The sequence below is a fragment of the Haloglomus litoreum genome (genome assembly GCF_029338515.1).
In the GTDB taxonomy this organism is placed as follows: domain Archaea; phylum Halobacteriota; class Halobacteria; order Halobacteriales; family Haloarculaceae; genus Haloglomus; species Haloglomus litoreum.
This window is the reverse complement of record NZ_CP119988.1, coordinates 687,836-709,336: the sequence shown is the minus strand read 5'-3', so window position 1 is coordinate 709,336 and position 21,501 is coordinate 687,836. Positions and strand designations below refer to the sequence as shown.

Here is a 21,501-nt window from a genome sequence, read left to right as displayed (position 1 = left end):
GGGGGCAGCGACGCCCGGAGGTCGACTCACTCCTCGGGCACCGCACCCACGGGCCGCCGGCCGGTCTCGTGGTCGGCCCACTCCCGCAGCGCATCCAGCATGGCCTCGATGTCGGCGTAGGTCCCCTCCAGTTCGTGGACGTTCCGACCCGAAGCCAGCGTGTCGGCGTCGAGGTTGTGGACGACGTTGCCGTAGTGGGCGACGTGGTTCCGGAGTTCGCGGACCTCGTTCAGCGCGTCGGCCGCGGCGTCGCCGTCCTCGAAGGGGAGGTGCTCGACCGCCCCGTCCTCCTCGCGGACGGCCTGCGTGAGCTGCCAGAAGGTGGTGTAGTCGATCTCGCGGAGCTGCAGATCCGAGTCGGCGTGGGCCTCGTACTCCTCCAGCACGGCGTCGTACTCGGTCTCCTCGCCGTGGCCCTCCCGCTGGAGCATCGAGAGCGCCCCCTGCCAGGAGGTCTCGGCGTCCAGCAGGTCGCGCAGGCGCATCTCCAGTTCCCCGACGCGGGTGTAGAGGAAGGCGTGCGCGGCGGGCTTGTTCAGGTCCGCGCGGGTGACGATGCCCTCGACGCGGCCGTGCCAGCCGACGAAATAGAACGGGCGGTCCGCCAGTTCACGCAGCAGTCCCTCGAACCCCAGATCCGGCGCCACGAGGTCGTCCAGCCCGAAGCGGTCGGCGTGCTCGTAGACGGGCTCGTCGATGGCCGCGGCCGACGCCTCGGCGAGCGCCTCGCGGGTGACGTACATGAACGGGGGCTCGTCGCGGGCCAGCGGCGCCGCCGTGTACCCCTTCTCGTCGAGCCACTCCCGCACGTCGGCCACCTCGGCGGCCGGGTGGACCTCCTGTGGGTCCTCGGTCATCAGCTCGCGGACGGTCACGCGCTCCTGGTCGCCGAACATTGGCAGATGGTCGCACGAGTGGCGGAAAGTCGTTCTGGCCGGAGGGGTCCGGCGGGTGACAGGCCGGACGCCACCGCCCGCCGGGGGATCGGCGCGGCAGACGCGCGTCAGACACGGTGTGGGTGTCTGACGCAGGTTTAAGGGTCGGCGGCGATGTCGTGGTCGTATGACCGGCAACCGGGTCGAGGAGTTAGAGGCGAAGGTGCGCTCGCTGGAGGCGACCGTCGACGGCCTGACGGACGAACTCGTCGAGTGCAAGGAGCGCATCCAGCATCTGGAGGCCGCGGTGGAGCCCGAACCGGAGGGCAGCGACATCATGGCCCCCGAGCCGACCGGAACCCAGCCGAGCATGGAGAACGGCCGGGAGGCCCCACAGGAGAAGGTCGACGAAGCAGTCGAGTCGGCCGATGGCGATAAGAACGAGGCGAGCGAGGAGGCGGACGAAGACTCCGCGTCGGACGACATCATCGTCGCCTGAACGCGGGGCCACGAGCGCCCCACATGCACATCAAAGAGCTCGTACTGGACGACTTCAAGAGCTTCGGCCGGAAGACGCGCATCCCGTTCTACCAGGACTTCACAACCATCAGCGGCCCGAACGGCTCGGGCAAGTCGAACATCATCGACGCCGTCCTGTTCGCGCTGGGACTCGCCCGGACCTCGGGCATCCGCGCCGACAAGCTCACCGACCTGATCTACAACCCCGGCCACGACGACGAGAGCGACGACTTCACGGGCGAGCGCGAGGCCTCCGTCGAGGTCATCCTCGCCAACGAGGACCGCACGCTCGAACGGTCGCAGGTCGTCAGCGCCGCCGGCACCGAGGACGTCGGCGACGTCGAGGAGATCTCCATCCGCCGCCGGGTCAAGCAGACCGACGAGGACACCTACTACTCGTACTACTACCTCAACGGCCGCTCGGTCAACCTCTCCGACATCCGCGACCTGCTCGCGCAGGCCGGTGTCACGCCCGAGGGGTACAACGTCGTGATGCAGGGCGACGTGACCGAGATCATCACGATGACCGCCGGTCGACGGCGGGAGATCATCGACGAGATCGCCGGCGTCGCCGAGTTCGACGCCAAGAAGGCAGACGCCTTCGACGAGCTGGAGACCGTCCAGGACCGCATCGAGGAGGCCGACCTCCGCATCGAGGAGAAGGAGAAGCGCCTCGAGGAACTCGAGGACGAGCGCGAGACCGCGCTCCAGTACCGCGACCTCAAGGAGGAGAAGGCCGAGTACGAGGGTCACCTGAAGGCCGCCGAACTCGAGACGAAACGGACGGACCTGGAGGAGACGCGCGAGGCCATCGAGGAGACCGAGGCGGAACTCGCGGAGCTGCGCGAGGAACTCGACAACCGGCAGGGGCGCGTCACGCGGCTGGAGGACGAGCTCGCGGAGCTCAACCGCGAGATCGAGCGCAAGGGCGAGGACGAGCAGCTCGCCATCAAGCGCGAGATGGAGGAGATCAAGGGCGAGATCTCGCGGCTGGAGGACAAGATCGGCAACGCCGAGGAGCGCATCGAGGCCGCCGAGAACGAGCGCCGGCAGGCGTTCGTCAAGATCGACCGGAAGAACGAGGAGGTCGACGAGCTGGAGGCGGACATCCGCCAGCGGAAGGTGAAGAAGTCCTCGCTGAAGGCCGACAAGGTCGAGAAGCAGGAATCGCTGGCGGAGGTCGAGGCCGAGATCGAGGCCATCGACACGGAGTACGACGAGCTCCGCGAGAACCTCGCCACGAAGCGCGAGGAGCTGGACGAGCTGAAGGACGAGAAGAACGAGCTCCAGCGCGAGCAGGACCGCCTCACCGACGAGGCGCGCCGGCGCTCGAACGAGGAGCGCGAGAAGCGCGAGGCCATCGAGGAAGCCGAGGCCGACCTGCCCGAGCTGCGGGCCGAGCTGTCGGACCTCGAGACCGAGCGCGAGAAGGCCGAGAAGAACCGCGAGACCATCACCGAGGTCGTCGAGGACCTCAAGGCCGAGAAGCGCTCGCTGACCGACGACCTCGACGACGTCGAGGACGAGATCAAGGCCAAGCAGTCCGAGTACGCCGAGCTGGAGGCCAACGCCGGACAGAGCGGCGACCAGTCCTACGGCCGTGCGGTGACGACCATCCTCAACGCCGACATGGACGGCGTCCACGGGACCGTCGGGCAACTCGGCGGCGTCCCCGGCGAGTACGCCACGGCCTGCGAGACGGCGGCCGGTGGGCGGCTCGCACACGTCGTCGTCGACGACGACGGCGTCGGGCAGCGCGGCATCGAGCACCTGAAATCACGGGGCGCGGGCCGGGCGACCTTCCTCCCCATCAACCAGATGGACGACCGCTCGCTCCCGAGCGCGCCGGACCAGCCGGGCGTCGTCGACTTCGCGTACAACCTCGTCGACTTCGACGCGCACTACTCGGGCGTCTTCTCGTACGTGCTGGGCGACACGCTCGTCGTCGAGGACATCGAGACCGCCCGCGACCTGATGGGCCAGTACCGGCTCGTCACGCTCGACGGCGAACTGGTCGAGAAGAGCGGCGCGATGACCGGCGGCTCCTCGTCGGGGTCGCGCTACTCGTTCACCAAGAGCGGCAAGGGCCGCATCGAGCGGGTCGCCGAGCGCATCAACGACCTCGAGGACCAGCGCCGCGACCTCCGCGAGGAGATCCGCGACGTGGAGGACCGGCTCGAGGACGCCCGCGACCGGCAGTCCAACGCCGCCGAGCAGGTCCGCGACGTCGAGAACGAGATCGACCGCGTCGAGGGCGAGATCGCCGACACCGAGTCTCGCGTCGAGCGCCTCGAATCCGAACTCGCGGACATCGAGGACCAGCGCGAGGCCGTCTCCGAGGAGATGGACGAGCTGGAGGCCGAGATCGCCGGGAAGACCGACGAGATCGAGTCGGTGCAGGCCGACATCACGGAGCTGGAGACCGAGCTCGAGGAGTCCGAGATCGCCGAGCTGAACGCCGAGGCCGACGAACTCCGCGAGGAGATCGACGATCTCGAGGGCCGGATGGACGACATCGACGGCGAGCTGAACCAGCTCCAGCTGGAGAAGCAGTACGCGGAGAACGAGATCGACGACCTCCACGACACCATCGAGGACGCCCAGAACCGGAAGGCCGAGGCCGAGGCGGCCGTCGAGGAGCTGGAGGCCGAGATCGACGAGCAGGAGGACCTGCTCGAGGAGAAGGAGGAGGCGGTCGCCGAGCTCGAGGCGGAGCTGGCCGACCTGAAGGGCGAGCGCGAGGAGCTGAAGGAGGACCTCCGCGAGGCCCGGCAGGCACGTGACGAGCAGAAGGACGCCGTCTCGAGCGTCGAGTCCGACCTCTCGGAGCTGGAGGGCGAGGCCGAGCGACTCGAGTGGGAGGTCGACGAGCTGGCCGAGGAGGTCGGCGACTACGACCCCGAGGAGATCCCCGACCACGGCTTCGTCAAGGGCCAGATCACGAAGCTCGAGAACCGGATGGCCGAGCTGGAGCCGGTCAACATGCGCGCCATCGACCAGTACGACGCCGTGGCCGAGGACCTCGACGACCTCCAGGAGAAGCGCGCGACCCTGCAGGAGGAGGCCGACGGCATCCGCGAGCGCATCGAGTCCTACGAGGAGCGCAAGCGCGAGGTGTTCATGGAGGCCTACGAGGGCATCAACGACCACTTCCAGCGCATCTTCGCGAAGCTCTCGGACGGCTCCGGCGAGCTCCACCTGGAGGACCGCGAGGACCCGTTCGACGGCGGCCTGACGATGAAGGCCCAGCCCGGGGACAAGCCGGTCCAGCGCCTCGCCGCCATGTCCGGCGGCGAGAAGTCCCTTACTGCGCTCGCCTTCATCTTCGCCATCCAGCGGTACAACCCGGCGCCGTTCTACGCGCTGGACGAGGTCGACGCCTTCCTCGACGCCGCGAACGCGGAGATGGTCGGGGAGATGGTCGACGAGCTCGCGGGCGACGCGCAGTTCATCGTCGTCTCGCACCGCGCCGCCCTCCTCGAGCGCTCCGAGCGTGCCATCGGCGTGATGATGCAGGACGACAACGTCTCGGCCGTCACCGGCATCGACCTCTCGGAGGAGGGGCCCGACGCCGACGAGGAGGTGGTCGCGGATGACTGACGCCGACCCGCGCGGGGGTGTCTCGCGATGAGCGATGACGACGACATCCCGCTGAACATCGCGGGCCACGAGGACCGGACCCGCCCCGGCGAGGGCGACGGGGGCGAGGACGGGCACGACGCGGCCGAGCCGGACGGCTCGGCGGAACCGGGCGAGCCGTCGGTCGACGTGCCCGGCCTGGGCCCCGACGACCATGACGACGGCGAGCCCGACACGGGCTTTGCGGGCTTCTCCGTCGCCGACGAGGTCGAGGCGGTCGACGAGAGCGACGTGGGCGACGACGACGCCGTCGAGCCGGTCGAGTTGCTGGTCCAGCTCGCGGACGAGGACCGCATCGACCCCTGGGACATCGACATCGTGACCGTCACGGACGCCTTCCTCGACCGGCTGGACGGGGCCGACCTCCGGACGGGCGGGCGGGCGCTGTTCTACGCGAGCGTCCTGCTGCGGATGAAGAGCGACGCGATGCTGACCGACGACGAGGACGACGCGTGGGAGGAGGACCCCCGCGAGCCCTGGGAGGTCGCCTGGGAGGACGGGCCGGCCGACCCGGAGGGGGCGGCGGGCGACCCGTCGGTCGACCCCATCGCCGGCCTCGAAGAGGAGATGGAGCGCCGGCTGGAGCGCAAGAACGCCCGCGGGATGCCACAGACGCTGGACCAGCTGGTCCGCGAACTCCGCGAGCGCGAACGCGAGTCCCGGTGGAAGGAGTCCCGAACGTACGACACCAGCGGCTCGCCCAGCGGCTACAGCCGCGGCACGCAGACGCTCGATTATCGGGCGGGCGACGACTTCCGGATGGACGAGGAGCCGACGGTCGACGACGTGACCGGGACCGCCCACGACGAGCACATGGAGGACGTCATCACGGACGTCTACACCGCGCTGCGGGAGCAGTACGACCAGGGCCGCGCGGAGGTCCTGTTCACGGAGGTCCGGGAGGCCGGCGGCAGCACGGTCCAGACGTTCCTGGGCCTGCTCTTCCTCGCCCACCGCGGCCAGGTCCGCCTCGAACAGGACGAGACGTTCGGCGACCTCTGGGTGCAGGACCCCGCGGCGGTGGAGGGGACCGAGGAAGCGGTCGCGGACTGAGCACGGACGGCGAAACTGCTCTTTGTGCTATGGCCGCCGTTTAGTCCCAGGGGCCACTCGGCCGTGGCATGGAACGAGTCACCGCGGAGTCCATCCCCGATGTCGTCACCGCCACGCCGGCCGCGCGTGGTGCCTCTCTCGGGCTCGTGTTGCTCGTCGTCGAACGCTTCCTCGTCTACTTCGACACGGCGCAGTTCGGCGCCCTGTTCCTGATACTCGGCCTCGTACTGGCCATCGAGGGGCGCGACTGGTGGCCACAGGCCGGCCGGACGATGGCGGCGCTCGGCCTCGTGTTCCTCGCCTCGCGACTTCTCGCCGGGCTCGGAGGGATCTACGCCGGCCTCTGACGCCCGTCGGCTGTCAGTCGGCCAGCCGCCAGCCGCGCTCCCCGGTCGCGTCGACGGTCGCCGCGTACGCGTGCAGGAACGGGAGCACCCCGCTCGCCCCGGCGGCGAACGCGGCGAACGTGTTCCGGAGGTCCGCCAGCGCGTCGTCGGGGTCCGCGACGCCCGCCGCCGCGAGGCCGTCGGTCGTGACCGCGACCGGGACGGGTGGACGCTCGGCGAACGACGCGACGACCTCGTCGGCGGCCTGCCGGGCGGCGTCGAAGCCCGCGTCCCCGTCAACCTCGCGCAGCGGCGCCGTGTCCGCCCAGACCGTCTCCAGATACGACGGCCACTGCGCGAGACAGCGGTAGATGGAGGGAAGGAACGCCGTCGCGTGATACTCCTCGATGGCCTCGACGGTGTCGGGTGCGGCCTCCCGTGCCGCGTCGCTGTCGATGACCGTCACCCGGGCGCCGCGGTCGGCGTCGAGCCACTCCGGTGCGGGCGCGGTGGCGGCATGGCCCTCGCGGGCGCCGTCGAACCCCTCGGAGAGCGCGCGGTCGCAGACCGCGAACAGGGCGGCCAGGCGGGGGGCGACGATGTCGAAGGTCGCCAGCTGTCCCCGGAGCGCCGCGAAGGCCGCCGGCGACAGGTCGACGTCGCCGGAGTCGTACGCGGGGAGCGTCGGGGACTCGGTGCTAGAACCCTCGTCGGCCGTTTCCAGCGCGGCGAGCACGTCGTCGCGGTAGCGCACGGAGAAGTCCGCGAAGGCGCGGGTCTGGAACGTCGGCTTCACCGCGGTCCAGAGGTGGCGGGCGGCGCACGGCCGGTTCGCGACCAGCGTCCGCCAGATGCTGTTGACGATGGACGCGCGGAACGTGGCCATCACGTCCTCGTAGAGGCCGCGACGCCAGCCGGTCGCCTCGGCGAGGTGGAGCTGTCGGGTCGGGTCCATGCACCCATCGGCGGCCGCCGGGGCTTAGTCGTTGGTCTCCCCGGCGGGCGGCGTGCAGGCGCGTCCGACCGCCGGCGCCCGAAGCGGTCAGTACTCCTCGGCGTCCGGGTCGTTCAGGTAGTCACCCAGCAGCAGGTCAAGCGGCTCGCGCTTCTCGACCGGGATGGCCTCGGGCGGGGTGTTGATTGCGCCGGCGAGCGCCGAGCCGCAGTCGCAGTCGCGCTCCTCGGGGAGGTTCCGGATGGCCCGCTCGAGGACCGCGTTGATGGCGGCCTCGTTGGCCGCGGCATTCTCCTGGACCTCGCCCAGGGTCACCTCCGCGTCGCGCCAGACGTCGTAGTCGGTGACGCCCGTGAGCGTGGCGTAGCAGAGTTCGGCCTCCCGCGCGAGGTTCGCCTCCGGGACGGTCGTCATCCCGATGACGTCCCAGTCGTTGGCGCGGTAGAACTCGCTCTCCGCGCGGGTGGAGAACTGCGGCCCCTCGATGCAGACGTAGGTGCCGCCGGCCTCGACCGTGGCGTCGGTCGCGTCGCCGCTCTCGACGAGGTGCTCGCGGGTGTGCGGGCAGTACGGCTCGGCCATCGGGAGGTGGGCGACGACGCCGTCGCCGAAGAAGCTCATCGGCCGGTGTTTCGTCCGGTCGAAGTACTGGTCCGGCACCACCAGCGTCCGGGGGGGCAGGTCCTCGCGGAGGCTCCCGACGGCGTTCGTCGACAGCACGCGGTCGACGCCGACCTGCTTCAGCGCGTGGATGTTCGCGCGGTACGGCACCTCCGTCGGGGAGAGCGAGTGATTGCGCCCGTGCCGGGGCAGGAAGACGACCTCCTCGCCGGCCAGCTCACCGACCGTGAGCCGACCGCTCGGGTCGCCGAACGGCGTGTCCACGTACTGGGTCGCCTCCTGCTCGAGGTCGAGGGCCTCGTACACCCCGCTGCCACCGATGATTCCGACTGCCATACTGCTGGCTGGCGACCGCGACGCACTTGATTGTCGGTGCCCCGGCCACCTGGGAAGCACCGCAGGGCCCACCAGACACAGAGATATCGCAGAAAAACCAGGAATAGAATCCAGAGGTCCGAGATTACCGCACGATCACGGGAGTTGTAGCGTCATTCCCACCAGTCGCTCCGGCGCTCCTGATAGGAGGCGCTCTCGCGGAGCGGTTCGGGGTACTCCTCGCCCTCCAGGCCGAAGCCGACGCCGAGCCAGCGGCCGACGTGCCAGCCGATGGCTTTCGTGTCGAGGTCGGTGACGGTGATCTCCAGGCGCGTGTACCACTCGCGGGCGCCGTCGCCGTCCGGGTCGGTCCCGAGGATGTAGCCGCACGACCCCGAGGCGGTGCTGCACTCGGAGGTCTCGGTCGCGCGGACCGTGATGTCCGCCGCCGAGCGGTTCTCCGTCCGGACGAAGCTGACGTTCTCCGGGACCGTCCCCTCAGCACCGTCGGCGAAGTAGCCCAGGGCCCCGTCGACCTGCCGCCGGGCCTCGTCACGCTCGCTCGCGGGGAGCGCCGACATGTCGACGTACACCGACAGCGTCTCCGACTGCCAGGGGAGCGCCCGCTCGCTGGCGTTGCGCTGTGGCGGCGTCGTCAGCGTCGACTCCGCCTGCATCACGTCGGCCGGAGCGTCCCCGTGGTTCAGGCCGAGGGTGTGCCCGAGCTCGTGTTTCAGCACCTGGACGGTCGAGTCGTCCGAGAACCCCGTCCGGATGCGCACGTCGACGGGCGGGTCGAACTGGCCCGGCTCCGTGATGACAGGCGCACAGCCCGCGGCGTGCTCCTCGGTGCCGCACTGGTCGACGGAGCCGACGAACTCGATGCGGAGGTCGGGGTCAGCGGCGTCCGGCGCCAGGCGGTAGTCGATGGGGTAGCCCGCGTACTGCTCGCTGTTGGCCTCCCAGTAGTCCAGCGCCTGCCGGACGAGCGGCGTGAAGTCACGGTCGCCGTCGGCCGGCGGGACCACCGCCACGACGAGTTCCCCCTGTCGGTACGGGTTGTCCGGATCGCCGGCCCAGGTCGGGTCGGCGTCCCCGGGGTCGACACTCGGCCCCCCCGGTCCCAGCGTGCAGCCCGAGAGGACCAGAAGCGCCGCCACCAGCACCGTCGCCGCCCGTTCCCTCATTGCACGTCGGTAGGATGTGCGGTCGTATGGGGCTTGCGGCCGCGGACGACGAACCCGCCACGAACCGGGGCGTGGCACGCTGACTCGACTGTCTGGTCGTTCAGGCCCGAGAGGGACGAGGCGCTGCCGGTCACTCGAACGTGGCGTCGAACGCGTCGGCGCCGAGCGGCTCGTGACGGCCGGCCCCGACGTTCTCCTCGACGTGCTCGGGGCTGCCGGTTCCGACGAGCGCCGCCGTCACGCCCGGCGCGGACCGCGCGAAGTTGATGGCCCGCTGGGCGGGGGTCTCGCCGGACAGCCGCGCGGCGACATCCTCGGGGATGGCACCCTCGCGGGCGAGGGCGCCCTGCTTCAGCGGCGCGCTGGCGAAGACGTTCAGCCCGGCCTCGTGGGCGAACGACAGCGCGCTCTGTGGGCCTTCGGGCCCCTCGTGGGCCTCGCGCGTGAACGCGTCGGCCATGTGGACGTTGAACGGGAGCTGGATCGCACGGAACCCGGTCGCGCCCGTCCCCGCGCGGTCGCTCGCGGCCCGGGCGCGCCGGACGACCTCGGGCAGGGAGAGGTACTTCGGGTGGCCCCGCGGGACCCGGAAGCACTCCCACGTCGCGATGCCGTAGTTGCGGATGTCGCCCGCCTCCCGGCGCTCCTCCAGTCGGACGAACGCGTCCTCCAGCAGGTCGTACACCGCGTCGCGGTCGCGCTCCGCCAGCTGCGTCTCGGGGTTGTGAACGTAGTACAGGTCGACCGTGTCGAGGCCCAGGTTGTCGAGCGACAGGTCCAGCGACCGGTCGAGGAAGCGTGGCGCGAGGCAGTTGCCACGGACCATCTCATCGGGGCTCGCGTGGTCGGGCTCGAACCACGCCTCGCGGACGTACGCGGCCGCGTCCTCGGGGCGCTCGCCGTCGAACGGGACGAACCCGCCCTTCGTCGCGACGAGCAGCGCCTCACGGTCCACGTCGGCGGCCTCGATGGCCCGACCGACCGCGCGCTCCGAGCGCTGGGCGCGGTAGTTGACCGCCGTGTCCACGACGCTGCTGCCGGACTCGACGGCCTCGCGCACGGCGCGCTCGTAGCGGTCGTCGGCCTCGTCCGTGGTGTCGCCGAGATAGGTGCCGATGCCGACCGAGGAGACGACGCCCAGGCCGTACCGCCGGAAGTAGGTCCGCGCGAACGCCTCCCCGAACGCGTCGCGGTACGCCCACGACGCCTCCTTCGTGACCATCGGTGAGCCCTTGTGCGGCCGTGGGCCTATGTCTGGCGCCCGAAGACGGGGACGGCGCTCGCGTCTCGTGTTAACACAACTCATTTGACGGCTCTGTCCATAACGGGGCTATGACCCGGGGGGTGCGGGTGCTTCACGTGGACGACGAGCCCGATTTCGCGGAGATGGTCGGGGCGTCCCTCGAGCGGGAGGAGCCCGAGCTGACGGTGGTGACGGCCACCAGCGCGAGCGAGGGCGTCGAACGGCTCGCCGCCGAGTCGTTCGACTGCATCGTCTCCGACTACGAGATGCCCGGGCGGAACGGCATCGAGTTCCTCCAGATCGTTCGGGAGCAGTATCCCGACCTCCCGTTCATCCTGTTCACGGGGAAGGGGAGCGAGGAGGTCGCAAGCGAGGCCATCTCGGCCGGTGTGAGCGACTACCTCCGGAAGCGGTCGGGGGCCGACCGCTACTCGCTGCTGGCGAACCGGATCGGCAACCTCGTCGCCAGGTACCGGGCGGAGACGCAGCTCGAGACCCGCGCCGAACAACAGCGGTGCGTCGCCGGACTGGGACAGCAGGCGCTGGCCGGTGCACCCCCGGGCGAGCTGTTCGAACGGGCGGTCGAGGCCGTGGCCGAGACCCTCGGTACCGACTACGTCAAGGTCCTCCAGTACCGCCCCGACGACGACCTCCTCCTCCGTACGGGGGTGGGCTGGCAGGAGGGGCTGGTCGGCGAGGCGACCGTCGGCACGGATGCGGATTCACAGGCCGGATACACGCTCCGGGCGGAGGCCCCGGTCGTCGTGGAGGACATCCGGGCCGAGGACCGCTTCCAGGAGCCATCGCTGCTGGTCGACCACGACGTCGTGAGCGGTATCAGCGTGCTCATCGGGTCCCGTGACGACCCGTGGGGGGTGCTGGGGGCCCACACGGTCGAGCGGACCACCTTCACCGACGACGACGTCACGTTCGTCCAGAGCGTGGCGAACGTCCTCGCGACCGCTATCGAACGGACAACCCGGGAGGCGGACCTCCAGCGGATGACCCGGACGATGGAGAAAGCGCCCATCGGCATCACCCTCTCCGACCCCGACCGGGAGGACAACCCGCTCGTCTACGTCAACGAGCACTTCGTCGAACTGGTCGGGTACGACGAGGGAGAGGTCCTCGGCCGGAACTGCCGCTTCCTCCAGGGGGAGGACACGGACGAGGAACCGGTCGCCGCGATGCGAGCGGCCATCGACAGCCGGGAGCCGACGACCGTCGAACTCCGGAACTACCGGAAGGACGGGTCGGAGTTCTGGAACCGGGTCACCATCGCCCCCATCACCGACGAGGCCGGTACACTCCGGAACTGGGTCGGGTTCCAGGAGGACGTCACCGAGGAGAAGGAGCGTGAACGCGAGCGGGAGGCGACGCTCGAGTTCCTGCAGCGGGTGCTCGACGTGGCGACGGACGCGGACCTCGGCTTCGAGGAGAAGGTCACCCGGCTCCTGCGCGCCGGGCCGGAGGAACTCGGGCTCCCGTACGGCTGCCTGACCCGGATCACGGTGGACGACGCCACGACGGGCGACGGCATCCAGACGGTGATCGAGGCGAGCGGGGACCACGACCTGCTGCGGCCGGGCGACTCGTGCCCGCTCTCCGAGTCCTACTGCCGGAAGACCATCCAACAGGACGGACTGATGGAGATACAGGACGCCGTGGCAGCCGGGTGGAGCGGCGACGCGGCGTACGAGAAGTTCCGCCTCGGGTCGTACCTCGGCACCCCGGTCACGGTCGACGGCGAGCTGTACGGGACGGTCTTCTTCGCGTCGGATGCCCCGCGTGAGGAACCGTTCACGACGGCCGAACGGACGTTCCTCCGGCTACTGAGCCGGCTGGTGAGCGACGAACTCGAACGGGAGTGACGACGGTCTCTCGGGTGGAGATTCCCACTACTCGACCCCCTCCGAGTTAATACCCGACATACAATATTTGTCGCAGATATCCGACTACAACTCCGATTTCACCTCGTCGGCGTACGAGTCCGCCAGCCGCGTCGGCTCGGGGAGCTTGTAGTCGCCGGCACAGCGCTCGACGAGGTCGACGGCCGTCTCGGCGCTCACCCGGTGGCCCGGCGAGACGTACAGCGGGTTGATGCGCTTCGAGTCGGGGAACTGCCGGCTCTGGTAGGCGTAGCCGATGACGGTCCCGACGGGAGCGTCCACGTCGTCGCCCTCGCGGACCTCGATGGGGACGCGAGCACCCTGCGGGAGCGCGTCGACGGGCTCGCGGGGCGTGCCACAGAGCAGCGATTTGGCGACGCCGACGCTGGGCAGGTCCAGTGCCGTGCCGACGTGGGTCGCGAGGCCGGCCTGGCGGAAGTGGATGCGGCCGCTCCCGTCGAACAGCGCGAGGTCCGGGTCGCGCTCGAGTGCGTCGAAGGCCGCGAGGATGGAGCCGGCCTCGCGGAAGGCCAGGAGCCCGGGGACGTAGGGGAACTCGCAGTCGACGACGGCGTGGGCCCGCTCGAGGACCTCGCCGCCGCGCCACAGGACGATGGCGCTGACGGCCTGCTCCGGGTCGCGGTCCGTGCGGAACGCCTGGTCGACCCCCGCGACGACGGGAGCCCCCTCGCCGGCGTCGCCCACCTCGGCGGGGACGACGGGGAGGTCGTCGGCGAACACGGCCTCCTCGACGAGCTCCCGCTGGAGCGCCTCCATCTCGGCACGAGAGCGCGTCGGGTCCGGGTCGAAACGGGCTGGCGGCGCGCGCATGGCCGGACACTCGGCCCGCGGCGGCAGGAACCTGTCGGACACGGGGCCGAGCGTCCAGGGGGGCCGACACGTCGGGAGCCGGGAACCGGACCACCGCTGGCGGGGCAAGTACGGTACAGATACTTATCGGGGGAGCGGCAAGAGGAACGCGAGACCGGGGGGGCACACGAGATGGCCGCACACACGCACAGGGGAGGCTACGAATCAGGGGGGACCCTGTCGGTCCCGGAGCTGGCGGTCTACGCCATCGCCATCGGCTACGCCGTCGCCGGCGGGCTGCTCGCGCTCGCGGCCGAGGCAGCCGGGGAGCCGTGGCTGCTCACGGCGGCGGCGAGCGTCGGCCCGCCGGTGCTGGTCCTGGTGGGCGCGCTCGCCCTCCGGCGGACCGGGTACTCGTGGTACGCGTGGCGGGTCGTGAGCGGGTGGTACGTCGCGAGCATCGGTGTCGCGACGGCGGCGCTCGCCTGGCTCGTCGTCGGCGGGGTCGGTGCCGTCTGGGGCGGTCCCGGCGGCGTTCCGGCGCTCGTCCCGTCGACGCTCGGCGTCGGCTCGATGGTGGTGGCCGGGAGTCTCGGCGGGGCACCCGGGTTCGCCGCCGGGGTGTGGCGCGCCCGCGCCGTCCGGCGGCGGCGCGCGCCGACACGGCTCCTCGGAGCCGTCGACCAGGCGGCGTGGCTGTTCGACGCCGACCGCTCGCGGACGCTCTACGTCAACCCGGGCTACGAGGGGCTGTTCGGTCGGCCGGCGACGGAGCTGGAGAGCGACCCGACGGCGCTCCTCCAGGCGGTCCACCCCGACGACCGCGAGGAGCTCCGCACGCAACTGGATGCCCTCGCGGAGGGGACCCCCATCGAGATCGAACTCAGGGTGGACCCCGAGGGGGGGTACACCCGCTGGGCGTGGCTGAGCGGCCGGCCGCTCTACCGGGACGGCCGGCTGGACGCCCTCGCCTGCATCGCGCGCGACATCACCACCCGCCGGACCCACCGCGAGCGGCTCGTGAGCCTCCACGACGCGACGCGGCGGCTGTTCCGCGCCGAGACCGAGGCCGAGGCCGCCCGCATCGCGACCGAGGCGGCCGAGGAGGTACTCGGCCTCCGGGCGAACACCATCTGGCTCTACGATGGAGAGCGCGACGAGCTGGTGCCGACGGCGGCGACCGACGCCGCCGATGCCGACGAGCGGTCGCTGCCGACGTTCAAATCCGGGGACAGCCTCGCCTGGGAGGTGTTCGAATCGGGCGAGCCGCAGGTGTACGACGACGTCAGGACCGCGCCGGGCGGGAAGCAGGCGCCCACCCGGAGCGAGGTGATCCTCCCGCTGGGCGAGTTCGGCGTGTTCATGGCCGGGTCGACGACGACCGAGCGGTTCGAGGGCTGGCAGGTGTCGCTGGGGAAGGTCCTCGCCGCGAACGTGGAGGTGGCGCTGGCCCGCATCGACCGGACGCGGGCGCTCGAGGAGAGCCGCCGTGCGCTCCAGCAGCGCAACGAGCGGCTCGACGAGTTCACGAGCGTCGTCAGCCACGACCTGCGGAACCCGCTGGCGGTGGCCCGGGGCCACCTGGAGTTCGTCCGCGAGGAGTCAGACTCCGAGAGCGTCGGGAAGATCGACGCCGCACTCCAGCGGATGGAGACGCTGATCGACGACCTGCTCACGCTGGCTCGCGAGGGCGAGGCGATCGACGAGCTGCAGCGGGTCGACCTCGCCGCCCACGCCGAGCAGTGCTGGAACGGTGTCGAGACCGACGGGGGCCGCCTCCGTATCGACGGTGGCGGGACGGTCATGGCCGACAGCAACCGCCTCGCGCAGCTGTTCGAGAACCTGTTCCGGAACAGTGTGGAGCACGGCTCCACGGACGAGCGCGTGACCGCCGAGGACCGGGACGCCGGCGACCAGCAGGTCGCCGACGGGGGGTCGGTGACCGTCACGGTCGGCATGCTCCCGGACGGGGACGGGTTCTACGTCGAGGACGACGGGCCCGGCATCCCGGCGGACCAGCGCGAGGCAGTGTTCGAGGCGGGCTACTCCACCGCCAGCGAGGGAACCGGCTTCGGGCTCAGCATCGTCCAGACCATCGCCGAGGCGCACGGCTGGACGATCACCGCCACGGAGGGGAGCGACGGCGGGGCGCGGTTCGAGATCCGGGGTGTGTCGATGGGCGACTGAGGCGACACCCGCCTCTCCCTCCCTCCGGCGGCGCCCCCGCTCAGAACGGCCCGCGGCCGCCACCGCGGCGGCGCATCCCGCCACCCAGCTGGAGTTCGTCGGCGGGACCCCTGACCTTGCCCTTGACGTACTGGCCGTAGGCCAGGCCGAGGACGAGGCCGGAGAGGTGGGCGATGTGGGCGACGTTGCTGAGGACGTTGGTCGAGCCCAGCGCCCCGACCACCGAGAGGCCGGCGTAGCCGAGCGTGAGCAGCCAGATCGGGACGGGGAGGATGAAGTAGAGGTACACCTTCAGGTCCGGATTCAGGACCGTGAGGACGCCGAGGATGGCCATGATGGCACCGCTGGCGCCCAGGACCCCCGAGATGGGCTCGCCGATGGCGAAGCCGAAGCCGATCTGTGCGAGCCCCGCCAGGACCCCGGTGCCGAGGAACAGCGCGGCGAAGCGCTTCGAGCCGATGCGGCGCTCGACGACCGGCCCGAAGAAGTACAGCACGATGCCGTTCCCGATGATGTGGAAGAACGTGCCCGGCGAGTGCGAGAACACCGAGGTCACCCAGGTCCAGACGTACTCCGGGTGGGCCGACGTGAGCACGAAGATGTCCTGGAACAGCGGGGGCGCGAACGCGAGGACGACGAACTCCAGGACGAAGACGACGAACATGATGCCGAGGAACAGGTAGGAGACGTTCCCGCGGACGTAGCCCAGCGGGCCGCCGGTGCTCGTCACCGAGGAGAGCCGGCCGGACAGCCCCGACGAGGCGCCGTCGCGCTGGTCCACGCTGTCGTCGAACCCCGAGTCGAACACGCCGTCCGGGTCGTTCCAGTCGTTCAGCCCGGTGCAGGAGTGGTTCTCGGGGAGCCGATGCTCGGAGCAGTAGTTCTCGCCGCACCGATTACACCGGTACGGCATATCCACGTGCTTCCCGCAGACGGCGCACGTTGCCATTACCGGACCGAGGTGTGGCCCACGCAAAGGGGTTGGGGTCCCCGGCGCCGACGGGACCCAGCCCACGGTCCCCCAGCAGCCGGGGCGAGCGGGCGTCACGCGGGCGTCAGACATCCGTCGTGCGCGCCGTCAGGGTTTATGCGGGGCCTGTGCCAACCGGACGGCGTGTCCATCCGCTCGGACCCCCTGGACCGGTTGCAGATCCCCGACGGCACGACCGTCGAGGAGCACGACCTCGTCGCGAAGGGCGACGTGGTCGTCGGCGGGCAGTCGACGGTCGAGTTCGGGGTCCGCGGGCGGAACGTCTACGCCGGCGAGCGGGTCCGCTTCGGCGGGGACATCGAGGCCGACGGGGAGTGCCGGCTCGACGTCTGGTGCGACGTCGGCGGCAACGTCCTCGTCGGCGGCGACGCCTACCTCGGCGAGCGCGTCCACGTCGCCGGCCAGCTCATCGTCTCGGGCGACCTCGACATCGGCGACGACGTCGACATCGAGGACGGCTTCGAGGCGAACGGCTGGATCGTCATCCGGAACCCGATGCCGACCATCGTCTTCCTGTTCGTCTACCTCTCGCAGCTCCTGCGCCTGGGCCGGGACGAGGACGCCGAGGAGGTCGTCGACGAGTTCCTGACCGACGACCGCGAGCACGAACCCGTGCTCGTCCCCCGGGGCGCACGCGTCTCCGACGACGCCTGGCAGGTCTCGACCCCCGCACAGGTCGGCGCGGACTGCCGACTCCACGGGAACCTCCGGGCCGAGTCCATCGACGTGGGACGGGGAACCGAGCTGTTCGGCTCGCTCCGCGCGAAGGGCGACATCACGGTCGCCCCGGATGCGGTCATCCACGGCGACGTGACGACCCGGGGCGGCGACGTGACCATCGCCGAGGACGCCCACGTCCGCGGCGACGTGGCCTGCGAGAACCTGGACCTCCACGACGACGCCGAGGTCGACGGCGCCATCCGTGCCCGTGGGGCGATGAACATCACCCGGGAACCGGCCGACGACGACGCCGCTGCCGACGCGGCCGACGACGCCGACGCCGGAACCGGGACCGACGCAGCGGCCGATGACCCGGCCGCACGGAGCGACGACCCCGCCCGGGCCATCGAGACGGTCGCCCCGAGCGTCGGGCCCCGGGAGGTCCCCGACGACACGACTCCGGCCGTGCGCCGCGCGACCGACCCGGACGACGGCGTGTCGGGCGCGAACGACCTCACGCCGGCCATCCGCCGGGTCGACGACGGCGAGGAGTCGAGCGCCGACGACGCCGCTGCCGACGCGGACGACACCGATGACGGGGACGGCGACGACGCCGACGACCCCGGATACAGCACCTCCGCACCCGAACCCGCGACGAACGGGCACGGCCTATCGAACGCCATCGCCGAGGCCGAGAAGCGCTGAGCGGGACTCCTCGCGACCGGAACAGCTCCACCCGCGAGCGGCGCTACTCCCGCTCCTCGATGGGTCGGCCGTCCTCCGTCGGCGGCGCGATGTGGTCGATGTACGCCTCGACGGAGGGCTCGCGGACGGTCACCCGGACGTGGATGTCGCCGAGTTCGGCGGGGTCGCCGACGGCGAAGTTGACGACGCCCTGGAACGCGGCCTGCTTCTTCAGGTCGAACGAGAAGGTGTTCCCCTGGCGGTCGGCGAGGAACTGGCCGCGCGCGGTGTCGAGGATCTCCTGCTCGTGGATGCGCTCGGAGAGCGTCTCCAGGCTGTGGGCCTCGCCGAGGAGTTCACCGTGGCCCTCCTCGAGATCCGCCTCGGGGAACAGGTTGGTGACGGCGTCGCGGACGCGGGCGGTCACCTCGGTCGGCATGACGGGCGCGGTGACCTGGACGTCGACGCTGTAGACGTCGGTCACGACCCGTCCACCTCCTCGGCCGCCCCCTCGTCCAGTTCCTCGGCCCCGGGGCTCTCGCGCCAGTCGAAGCCCTCGTCGGGGTCGACGGCGTCGATACCCGTCTCGATGACGGCCCGGGCGCGCTCGCGGAGGCGCTCCAGCGAGTCGACGTTCTCGACGACGAGGTCCGCGCGGTCCATCGCGTGCCCCATCCCGAAGCCGAGTTCGCGGGCGTCGCGCTCGGCCAGCGTCTCGCGGTCCGTGTTGTCCCGCCCACGAGATGTGATGCGCTCCTCGCGCACGTCGTAGGGCGCCTCGACGCTCACGAGCGAGAAGGCGTCGCCGAAGGCGTCCTCGAAGGCGTCGACCTCCACGTCCGAGCGGAGGCCGTCGACGAGGACGGCGTCGTGGTCCGCCAGGGCCTCCCGGATGAGCGGGAGCGACCGCTCGGCGATGGCCGCGGGTCCGTGCTCCGCACGGAGCGCCTGAGCCACCTCGCCGTGGTGGTCGGCCGGATCGAGCCCGCGGTCCCGGCACTCCGCCCGGATGACGTCGCCCATCGTGACGACCGGGACGCCGGCCTCGCGGGCCACCGCGGCGAACTCGCCCTTGCCGCTCCCCGCCAGCCCGACGGTTCCGATGACGCGCATTGTGGTTGGCCCTCGTTCTCGGTAGCGCGGGTTAACGGCTGCGTTCCGGGCGCGATGCTGTCGGTCGTATCGGTATTACTGAGTGGATGCCACCTCCGAAGCCCTCGCGCTCTCCCACGACAGCGGCGACCACCGAGACTCCTCCGAAGCCCTCGCGCTCTCGCCCTTCGAGTCCGCCAGGAGTCAGTTGTATCATGGGCACTGTGGCCCTGCCCTTCCCCAGGTCGCACGGGTTCGCCCGCTTCGGGGCTCACCACGCGCTCCCGGCCGGAGAGCGGTTGCTCAGCAGGCCGGTTCCGAGACCAGGAAGCGCGCTCGCGCCTCCGCCGCGGAGGCTCCCGAGCCCTTGCGGCGAGGGGCCGGAACACTCGGCGTCCTCGTGAGCGAAGCGAACGAGGTGGTTCGAGACGGCGAAGCCGTCTCGTCATGCCGAAAATCTTCGATTTTCGAGCAGCTCGTCAGAGCTTGCTCTGACGGCGCGAGCGCGGGGAGGTGTGGGGCCACTAGCGCTCCGGTGGAACCACCACGTACGAACGCTCGGCCGAACCAGCAACAGGGCTCTGTCGTCGCTGTCGGCACAGGGGACGGACAAGAACCCCTCGCGAGGAGAGACCAGACGGACGCCACGCTACGACCCGACCGGTACGGAATCTCGGCTGGTTTTATACGCGTCCGGGGCCCTCTTCCGGTATGCCCAAGGACATCGTCCACACGAACGCCGCCCCGGAGGCCGTCGGCGCGTACAGCCAGGCGACGACGAACGGCGACCTCGTCTTCACCGCCGGGCAGATCCCCCTCACCCCCGACGGTGAACTGCTCGACGACGCCCCCGTCGCGAGGCAGACCGAGCAGGCCCTGGACAACCTCGTCGCCGTCCTCGCCGAGGCCGGGGCCGACCCGTCGGACGTGCTGAAGACGACGGTCTTCCTGGCCGATATCGACGACTTCGACGCGATGAACGAGACGTACGCGACCTACTTCCGGGAGGAGCCGCCGGCCCGGTCGGCCGTGCAGGCCGGGGCGCTCCCGAAGGGCGTGGCCGTCGAGATCGAGGCGGTCGCGGTCGTCGAATGAGGCCGCGACGGAAGTCGGCGCTCCTGTGGGCCGCCATCGGCGCGCTCGCCTTCCTCGCGGGCGTGCAGGCGCTCCAGCTCGCCACCACGGCGACGGTAACACTGCCGGTCGCGCTGGGCGGCGCGGCGCTCGTCTGCCTCGCCGCCGGCGGTACCGCCTACTGGCTGGAGGGCCGCGTCGGGCCCGCGTTCGCCGTCCCGGAACCTGGCGAGGGCGACGGACCCGGGGGAAAGGAACAGTCTTAAGCGGCGCAACGGGTTAGCCTCGTCCGAGCCGGGATGGCCGAGTGGTAAGGCGCACGCCTGGAAAGCGTGTTCCCTCTGGGATCCAGGGTTCAAATCCCTGTCCCGGCGTTTCTCCCGTGAACACCGTGGGCAGCGGAGCGTCCCATCCGGATACGCCGCGTCGCGTCGGCCACGTTCCGACGCCCCGTGACAGCTCGTTGCGACGCATCGACACCCGACAGCGCCGCCGCCGGCCCGTCCGCGTCGGTACCGGGACGGATGCGCTGTGGCGAGTCGCCAGAGACGTTCAGCCAGAGGTGGAGGTCCCGGTGAGCATTCGTGACCGCCGGCCCCGGCGGCGGGTCCGAGCGGTAGAGCAGGAAGCGGACCCGGACCGCCTCGCCGACCACGTCGGGCGCGATATCGTAGGCGAGATGGCGTGTCGTACCGGCCGGGACCGCGACCCGGAGCGGTTCGCGCGCGTGCTGGTCGAGGACCGACCGTGGCGTCCCCGCCGGCCCGATCCGGACCCGCTGTATCAGGACGACGACGGTGTACTCCCGGTTGACCCGACCGTCGTTCGTGACCTCGATGACGACCGACGCGGACTCGCCGCGTGTGAGGTTCTGCGGGTAGCCGGTGGCGACGAGATCGCCCGAATCGCTCCGGGTCAACAGCGCGAACTCCGTGGTCCCCGGAGCGTCCTGCGATGCGACGAAGAGGACGCTCCCCCCCGCGAGTGCGAGACTCACGACGAGCAGGGCGGTCACGAGGACGCTGGTCGCGTCGCGTCGCGACGACCCCGACCCGGTACGGCTACCGCCGACCGGCCAGCTCACGTCGACCGGGCGTCCGAGCGGGGTCCACATCCTTCCGGTGGCCGATACGTGGTCGAGAGGACTTGGTTAGCCACCGGCACACCGCCGGTAGGGAGAGCGTGGGTCGGCTGGCCGTGTGGCGTGTCGTGCGAGGGCTACCGCGATGGCCCGGGCACGTCCGTAGCCGGTCACCCCGCCACCCGAGCCGAGTAGGCCCTCCTCGGGCAGGGTAGGCTGCATCCAACAAAGTGAGCGCCGGGCCAGCGAGCGGCGTGGGAGAGAGTGATTCGGAGCACACCGCGATGGGACGAGGGCTCC

At 70.9% G+C, this 21,501-nt stretch carries 19 protein-coding genes and 1 tRNA gene; 10 read left to right on the top strand and 10 right to left on the bottom strand.

Features of this window, described 5'->3' with window-relative positions; all coding sequences use genetic code 11:
* Positions 1-26: 26 nt before the first annotated feature.
* Positions 27-896, bottom strand: a complete 870-nt coding sequence (locus P2T62_RS03520) for a hypothetical protein (RefSeq protein WP_276260109.1) — start codon at positions 894-896, stop codon at positions 27-29.
* 166 nt (positions 897-1,062) lie between these two features.
* On the opposite strand from P2T62_RS03520, the gene P2T62_RS03515 reads away from it, so the two are divergent.
* The 4 genes from P2T62_RS03515 (at position 1,063) to P2T62_RS03500 (ending at position 6,433) form a co-directional block, all read left to right on the top strand.
* Positions 1,063-1,374 carry a DUF7518 family protein gene (locus P2T62_RS03515; protein ID WP_276260108.1) on the top strand — a complete coding sequence of 104 codons (312 nt, stop codon included), beginning with the start codon at positions 1,063-1,065 and terminating at the stop codon, positions 1,372-1,374.
* 23 nt (positions 1,375-1,397) lie between these two features.
* Positions 1,398-4,994, top strand: coding sequence for a chromosome segregation protein SMC (gene smc, locus P2T62_RS03510; RefSeq protein WP_276260107.1), 3,597 nt, complete (start codon positions 1,398-1,400; stop codon positions 4,992-4,994).
* A 27-nt stretch (positions 4,995-5,021) separates the two neighbouring features.
* On the top strand, positions 5,022-6,086 hold the full coding sequence (locus tag P2T62_RS03505; RefSeq protein WP_276260106.1) for a segregation/condensation protein A: 1,065 nt from the start codon (positions 5,022-5,024) through the stop codon (positions 6,084-6,086).
* 68 nt (positions 6,087-6,154) lie between these two features.
* Positions 6,155-6,433 carry a hypothetical protein gene (locus P2T62_RS03500; RefSeq protein ID WP_276260105.1) on the top strand — a complete coding sequence of 93 codons (279 nt, stop codon included), beginning with the start codon at positions 6,155-6,157 and terminating at the stop codon, positions 6,431-6,433.
* Positions 6,434-6,446: 13 nt separating this feature from the next.
* On the opposite strand, the gene P2T62_RS03495 is transcribed toward P2T62_RS03500, so the two are convergent.
* The 4 genes from P2T62_RS03495 to P2T62_RS03480 all read right to left on the bottom strand — a co-directional run bounded on the left by P2T62_RS03495 (position 6,447) and on the right by P2T62_RS03480 (position 10,712).
* Positions 6,447-7,367 (bottom strand): halocarboxylic acid dehydrogenase DehI family protein, encoded by a 921-nt coding sequence (locus P2T62_RS03495; RefSeq protein ID WP_276260104.1) that lies wholly within the window; start codon positions 7,365-7,367, stop codon positions 6,447-6,449.
* 87 nt (positions 7,368-7,454) lie between these two features.
* Positions 7,455-8,324 (bottom strand): S-methyl-5'-thioadenosine phosphorylase, encoded by an 870-nt coding sequence (gene mtnP / locus P2T62_RS03490; protein ID WP_276260103.1) that lies wholly within the window; start codon positions 8,322-8,324, stop codon positions 7,455-7,457.
* 152 nt (positions 8,325-8,476) lie between these two features.
* Entirely contained in the window at positions 8,477-9,490 is a 1,014-nt protein-coding gene (locus P2T62_RS03485) for a zinc metalloprotease (RefSeq protein WP_276260102.1), read from the bottom strand.
* 130 nt (positions 9,491-9,620) lie between these two features.
* On the bottom strand, positions 9,621-10,712 hold the full coding sequence (locus P2T62_RS03480) for an aldo/keto reductase (protein WP_276260101.1): 1,092 nt from the start codon (positions 10,710-10,712) through the stop codon (positions 9,621-9,623).
* 137 nt (positions 10,713-10,849) lie between these two features.
* Here P2T62_RS03480 and P2T62_RS03475 point away from each other — a divergent pair, with 137 nt between their 5' ends.
* Positions 10,850-12,604 carry a GAF domain-containing protein gene (locus P2T62_RS03475; RefSeq protein ID WP_337250436.1) on the top strand — a complete coding sequence of 585 codons (1,755 nt, stop codon included), beginning with the start codon at positions 10,850-10,852 and terminating at the stop codon, positions 12,602-12,604.
* 84 nt (positions 12,605-12,688) lie between these two features.
* Here P2T62_RS03475 and P2T62_RS03470 read toward each other — a convergent pair whose 3' ends face one another.
* The gene (locus tag P2T62_RS03470; RefSeq protein WP_276260099.1) at positions 12,689-13,453 is read right to left on the bottom strand and encodes an endonuclease V; all 765 of its coding nucleotides are present in this window, start codon (positions 13,451-13,453) and stop codon (positions 12,689-12,691) included.
* A 171-nt stretch (positions 13,454-13,624) separates the two neighbouring features.
* Between P2T62_RS03470 and P2T62_RS03465 the strand changes: the two genes are divergently transcribed.
* Positions 13,625-15,619, top strand: coding sequence for a sensor histidine kinase (locus tag P2T62_RS03465; protein ID WP_276260098.1), 1,995 nt, complete (start codon positions 13,625-13,627; stop codon positions 15,617-15,619).
* Between the two features lie 40 nt (positions 15,620-15,659).
* On the opposite strand, the gene P2T62_RS03460 is transcribed toward P2T62_RS03465, so the two are convergent.
* Entirely contained in the window at positions 15,660-16,568 is a 909-nt protein-coding gene (locus tag P2T62_RS03460; protein ID WP_276260097.1) for a rhomboid family intramembrane serine protease, read from the bottom strand.
* Positions 16,569-16,733: 165 nt separating this feature from the next.
* On the opposite strand from P2T62_RS03460, the gene P2T62_RS03455 reads away from it, so the two are divergent.
* On the top strand, positions 16,734-17,975 hold the full coding sequence (locus P2T62_RS03455; protein WP_276260096.1) for a polymer-forming cytoskeletal protein: 1,242 nt from the start codon (positions 16,734-16,736) through the stop codon (positions 17,973-17,975).
* Between the two features lie 43 nt (positions 17,976-18,018).
* Here the strand turns inward: P2T62_RS03455 and P2T62_RS03450 are convergent, their stop codons facing one another.
* The gene (locus P2T62_RS03450) at positions 18,019-18,438 is read right to left on the bottom strand and encodes an RNA-binding domain-containing protein (RefSeq protein ID WP_276260095.1); all 420 of its coding nucleotides are present in this window, start codon (positions 18,436-18,438) and stop codon (positions 18,019-18,021) included.
* Positions 18,435-19,067: an AAA family ATPase gene (locus P2T62_RS03445; RefSeq protein WP_276260094.1), complete on the bottom strand. Its 633-nt coding sequence runs from the start codon at positions 19,065-19,067 to the stop codon at positions 18,435-18,437. The genes P2T62_RS03450 and P2T62_RS03445 overlap by 4 nt, the downstream gene beginning before the upstream one ends.
* Before the next feature lie 690 nt (positions 19,068-19,757).
* Here P2T62_RS03445 and P2T62_RS03440 point away from each other — a divergent pair.
* From P2T62_RS03440 to P2T62_RS03430, 3 genes are all read left to right on the top strand, one after another.
* Positions 19,758-20,141 (top strand): Rid family detoxifying hydrolase, encoded by a 384-nt coding sequence (locus P2T62_RS03440; protein ID WP_276260093.1) that lies wholly within the window; start codon positions 19,758-19,760, stop codon positions 20,139-20,141.
* The gene (locus P2T62_RS03435) at positions 20,138-20,386 is read left to right on the top strand and encodes a DUF7981 family protein (RefSeq protein WP_276260092.1); all 249 of its coding nucleotides are present in this window, start codon (positions 20,138-20,140) and stop codon (positions 20,384-20,386) included. The genes P2T62_RS03440 and P2T62_RS03435 overlap by 4 nt, the downstream gene beginning before the upstream one ends.
* Positions 20,387-20,413: 27 nt before the next feature.
* Positions 20,414-20,494: transfer RNA gene (locus P2T62_RS03430), tRNA-Ser, on the top strand.
* On the opposite strand, the gene P2T62_RS03425 is transcribed toward P2T62_RS03430, so the two are convergent.
* Positions 20,476-21,204 (bottom strand): DUF1616 domain-containing protein, encoded by a 729-nt coding sequence (locus P2T62_RS03425; RefSeq protein WP_276260091.1) that lies wholly within the window; start codon positions 21,202-21,204, stop codon positions 20,476-20,478. The two genes, P2T62_RS03430 and P2T62_RS03425, sit on opposite strands and share 19 nt — an antisense overlap.
* Positions 21,205-21,501 lie beyond the last annotated feature (297 nt).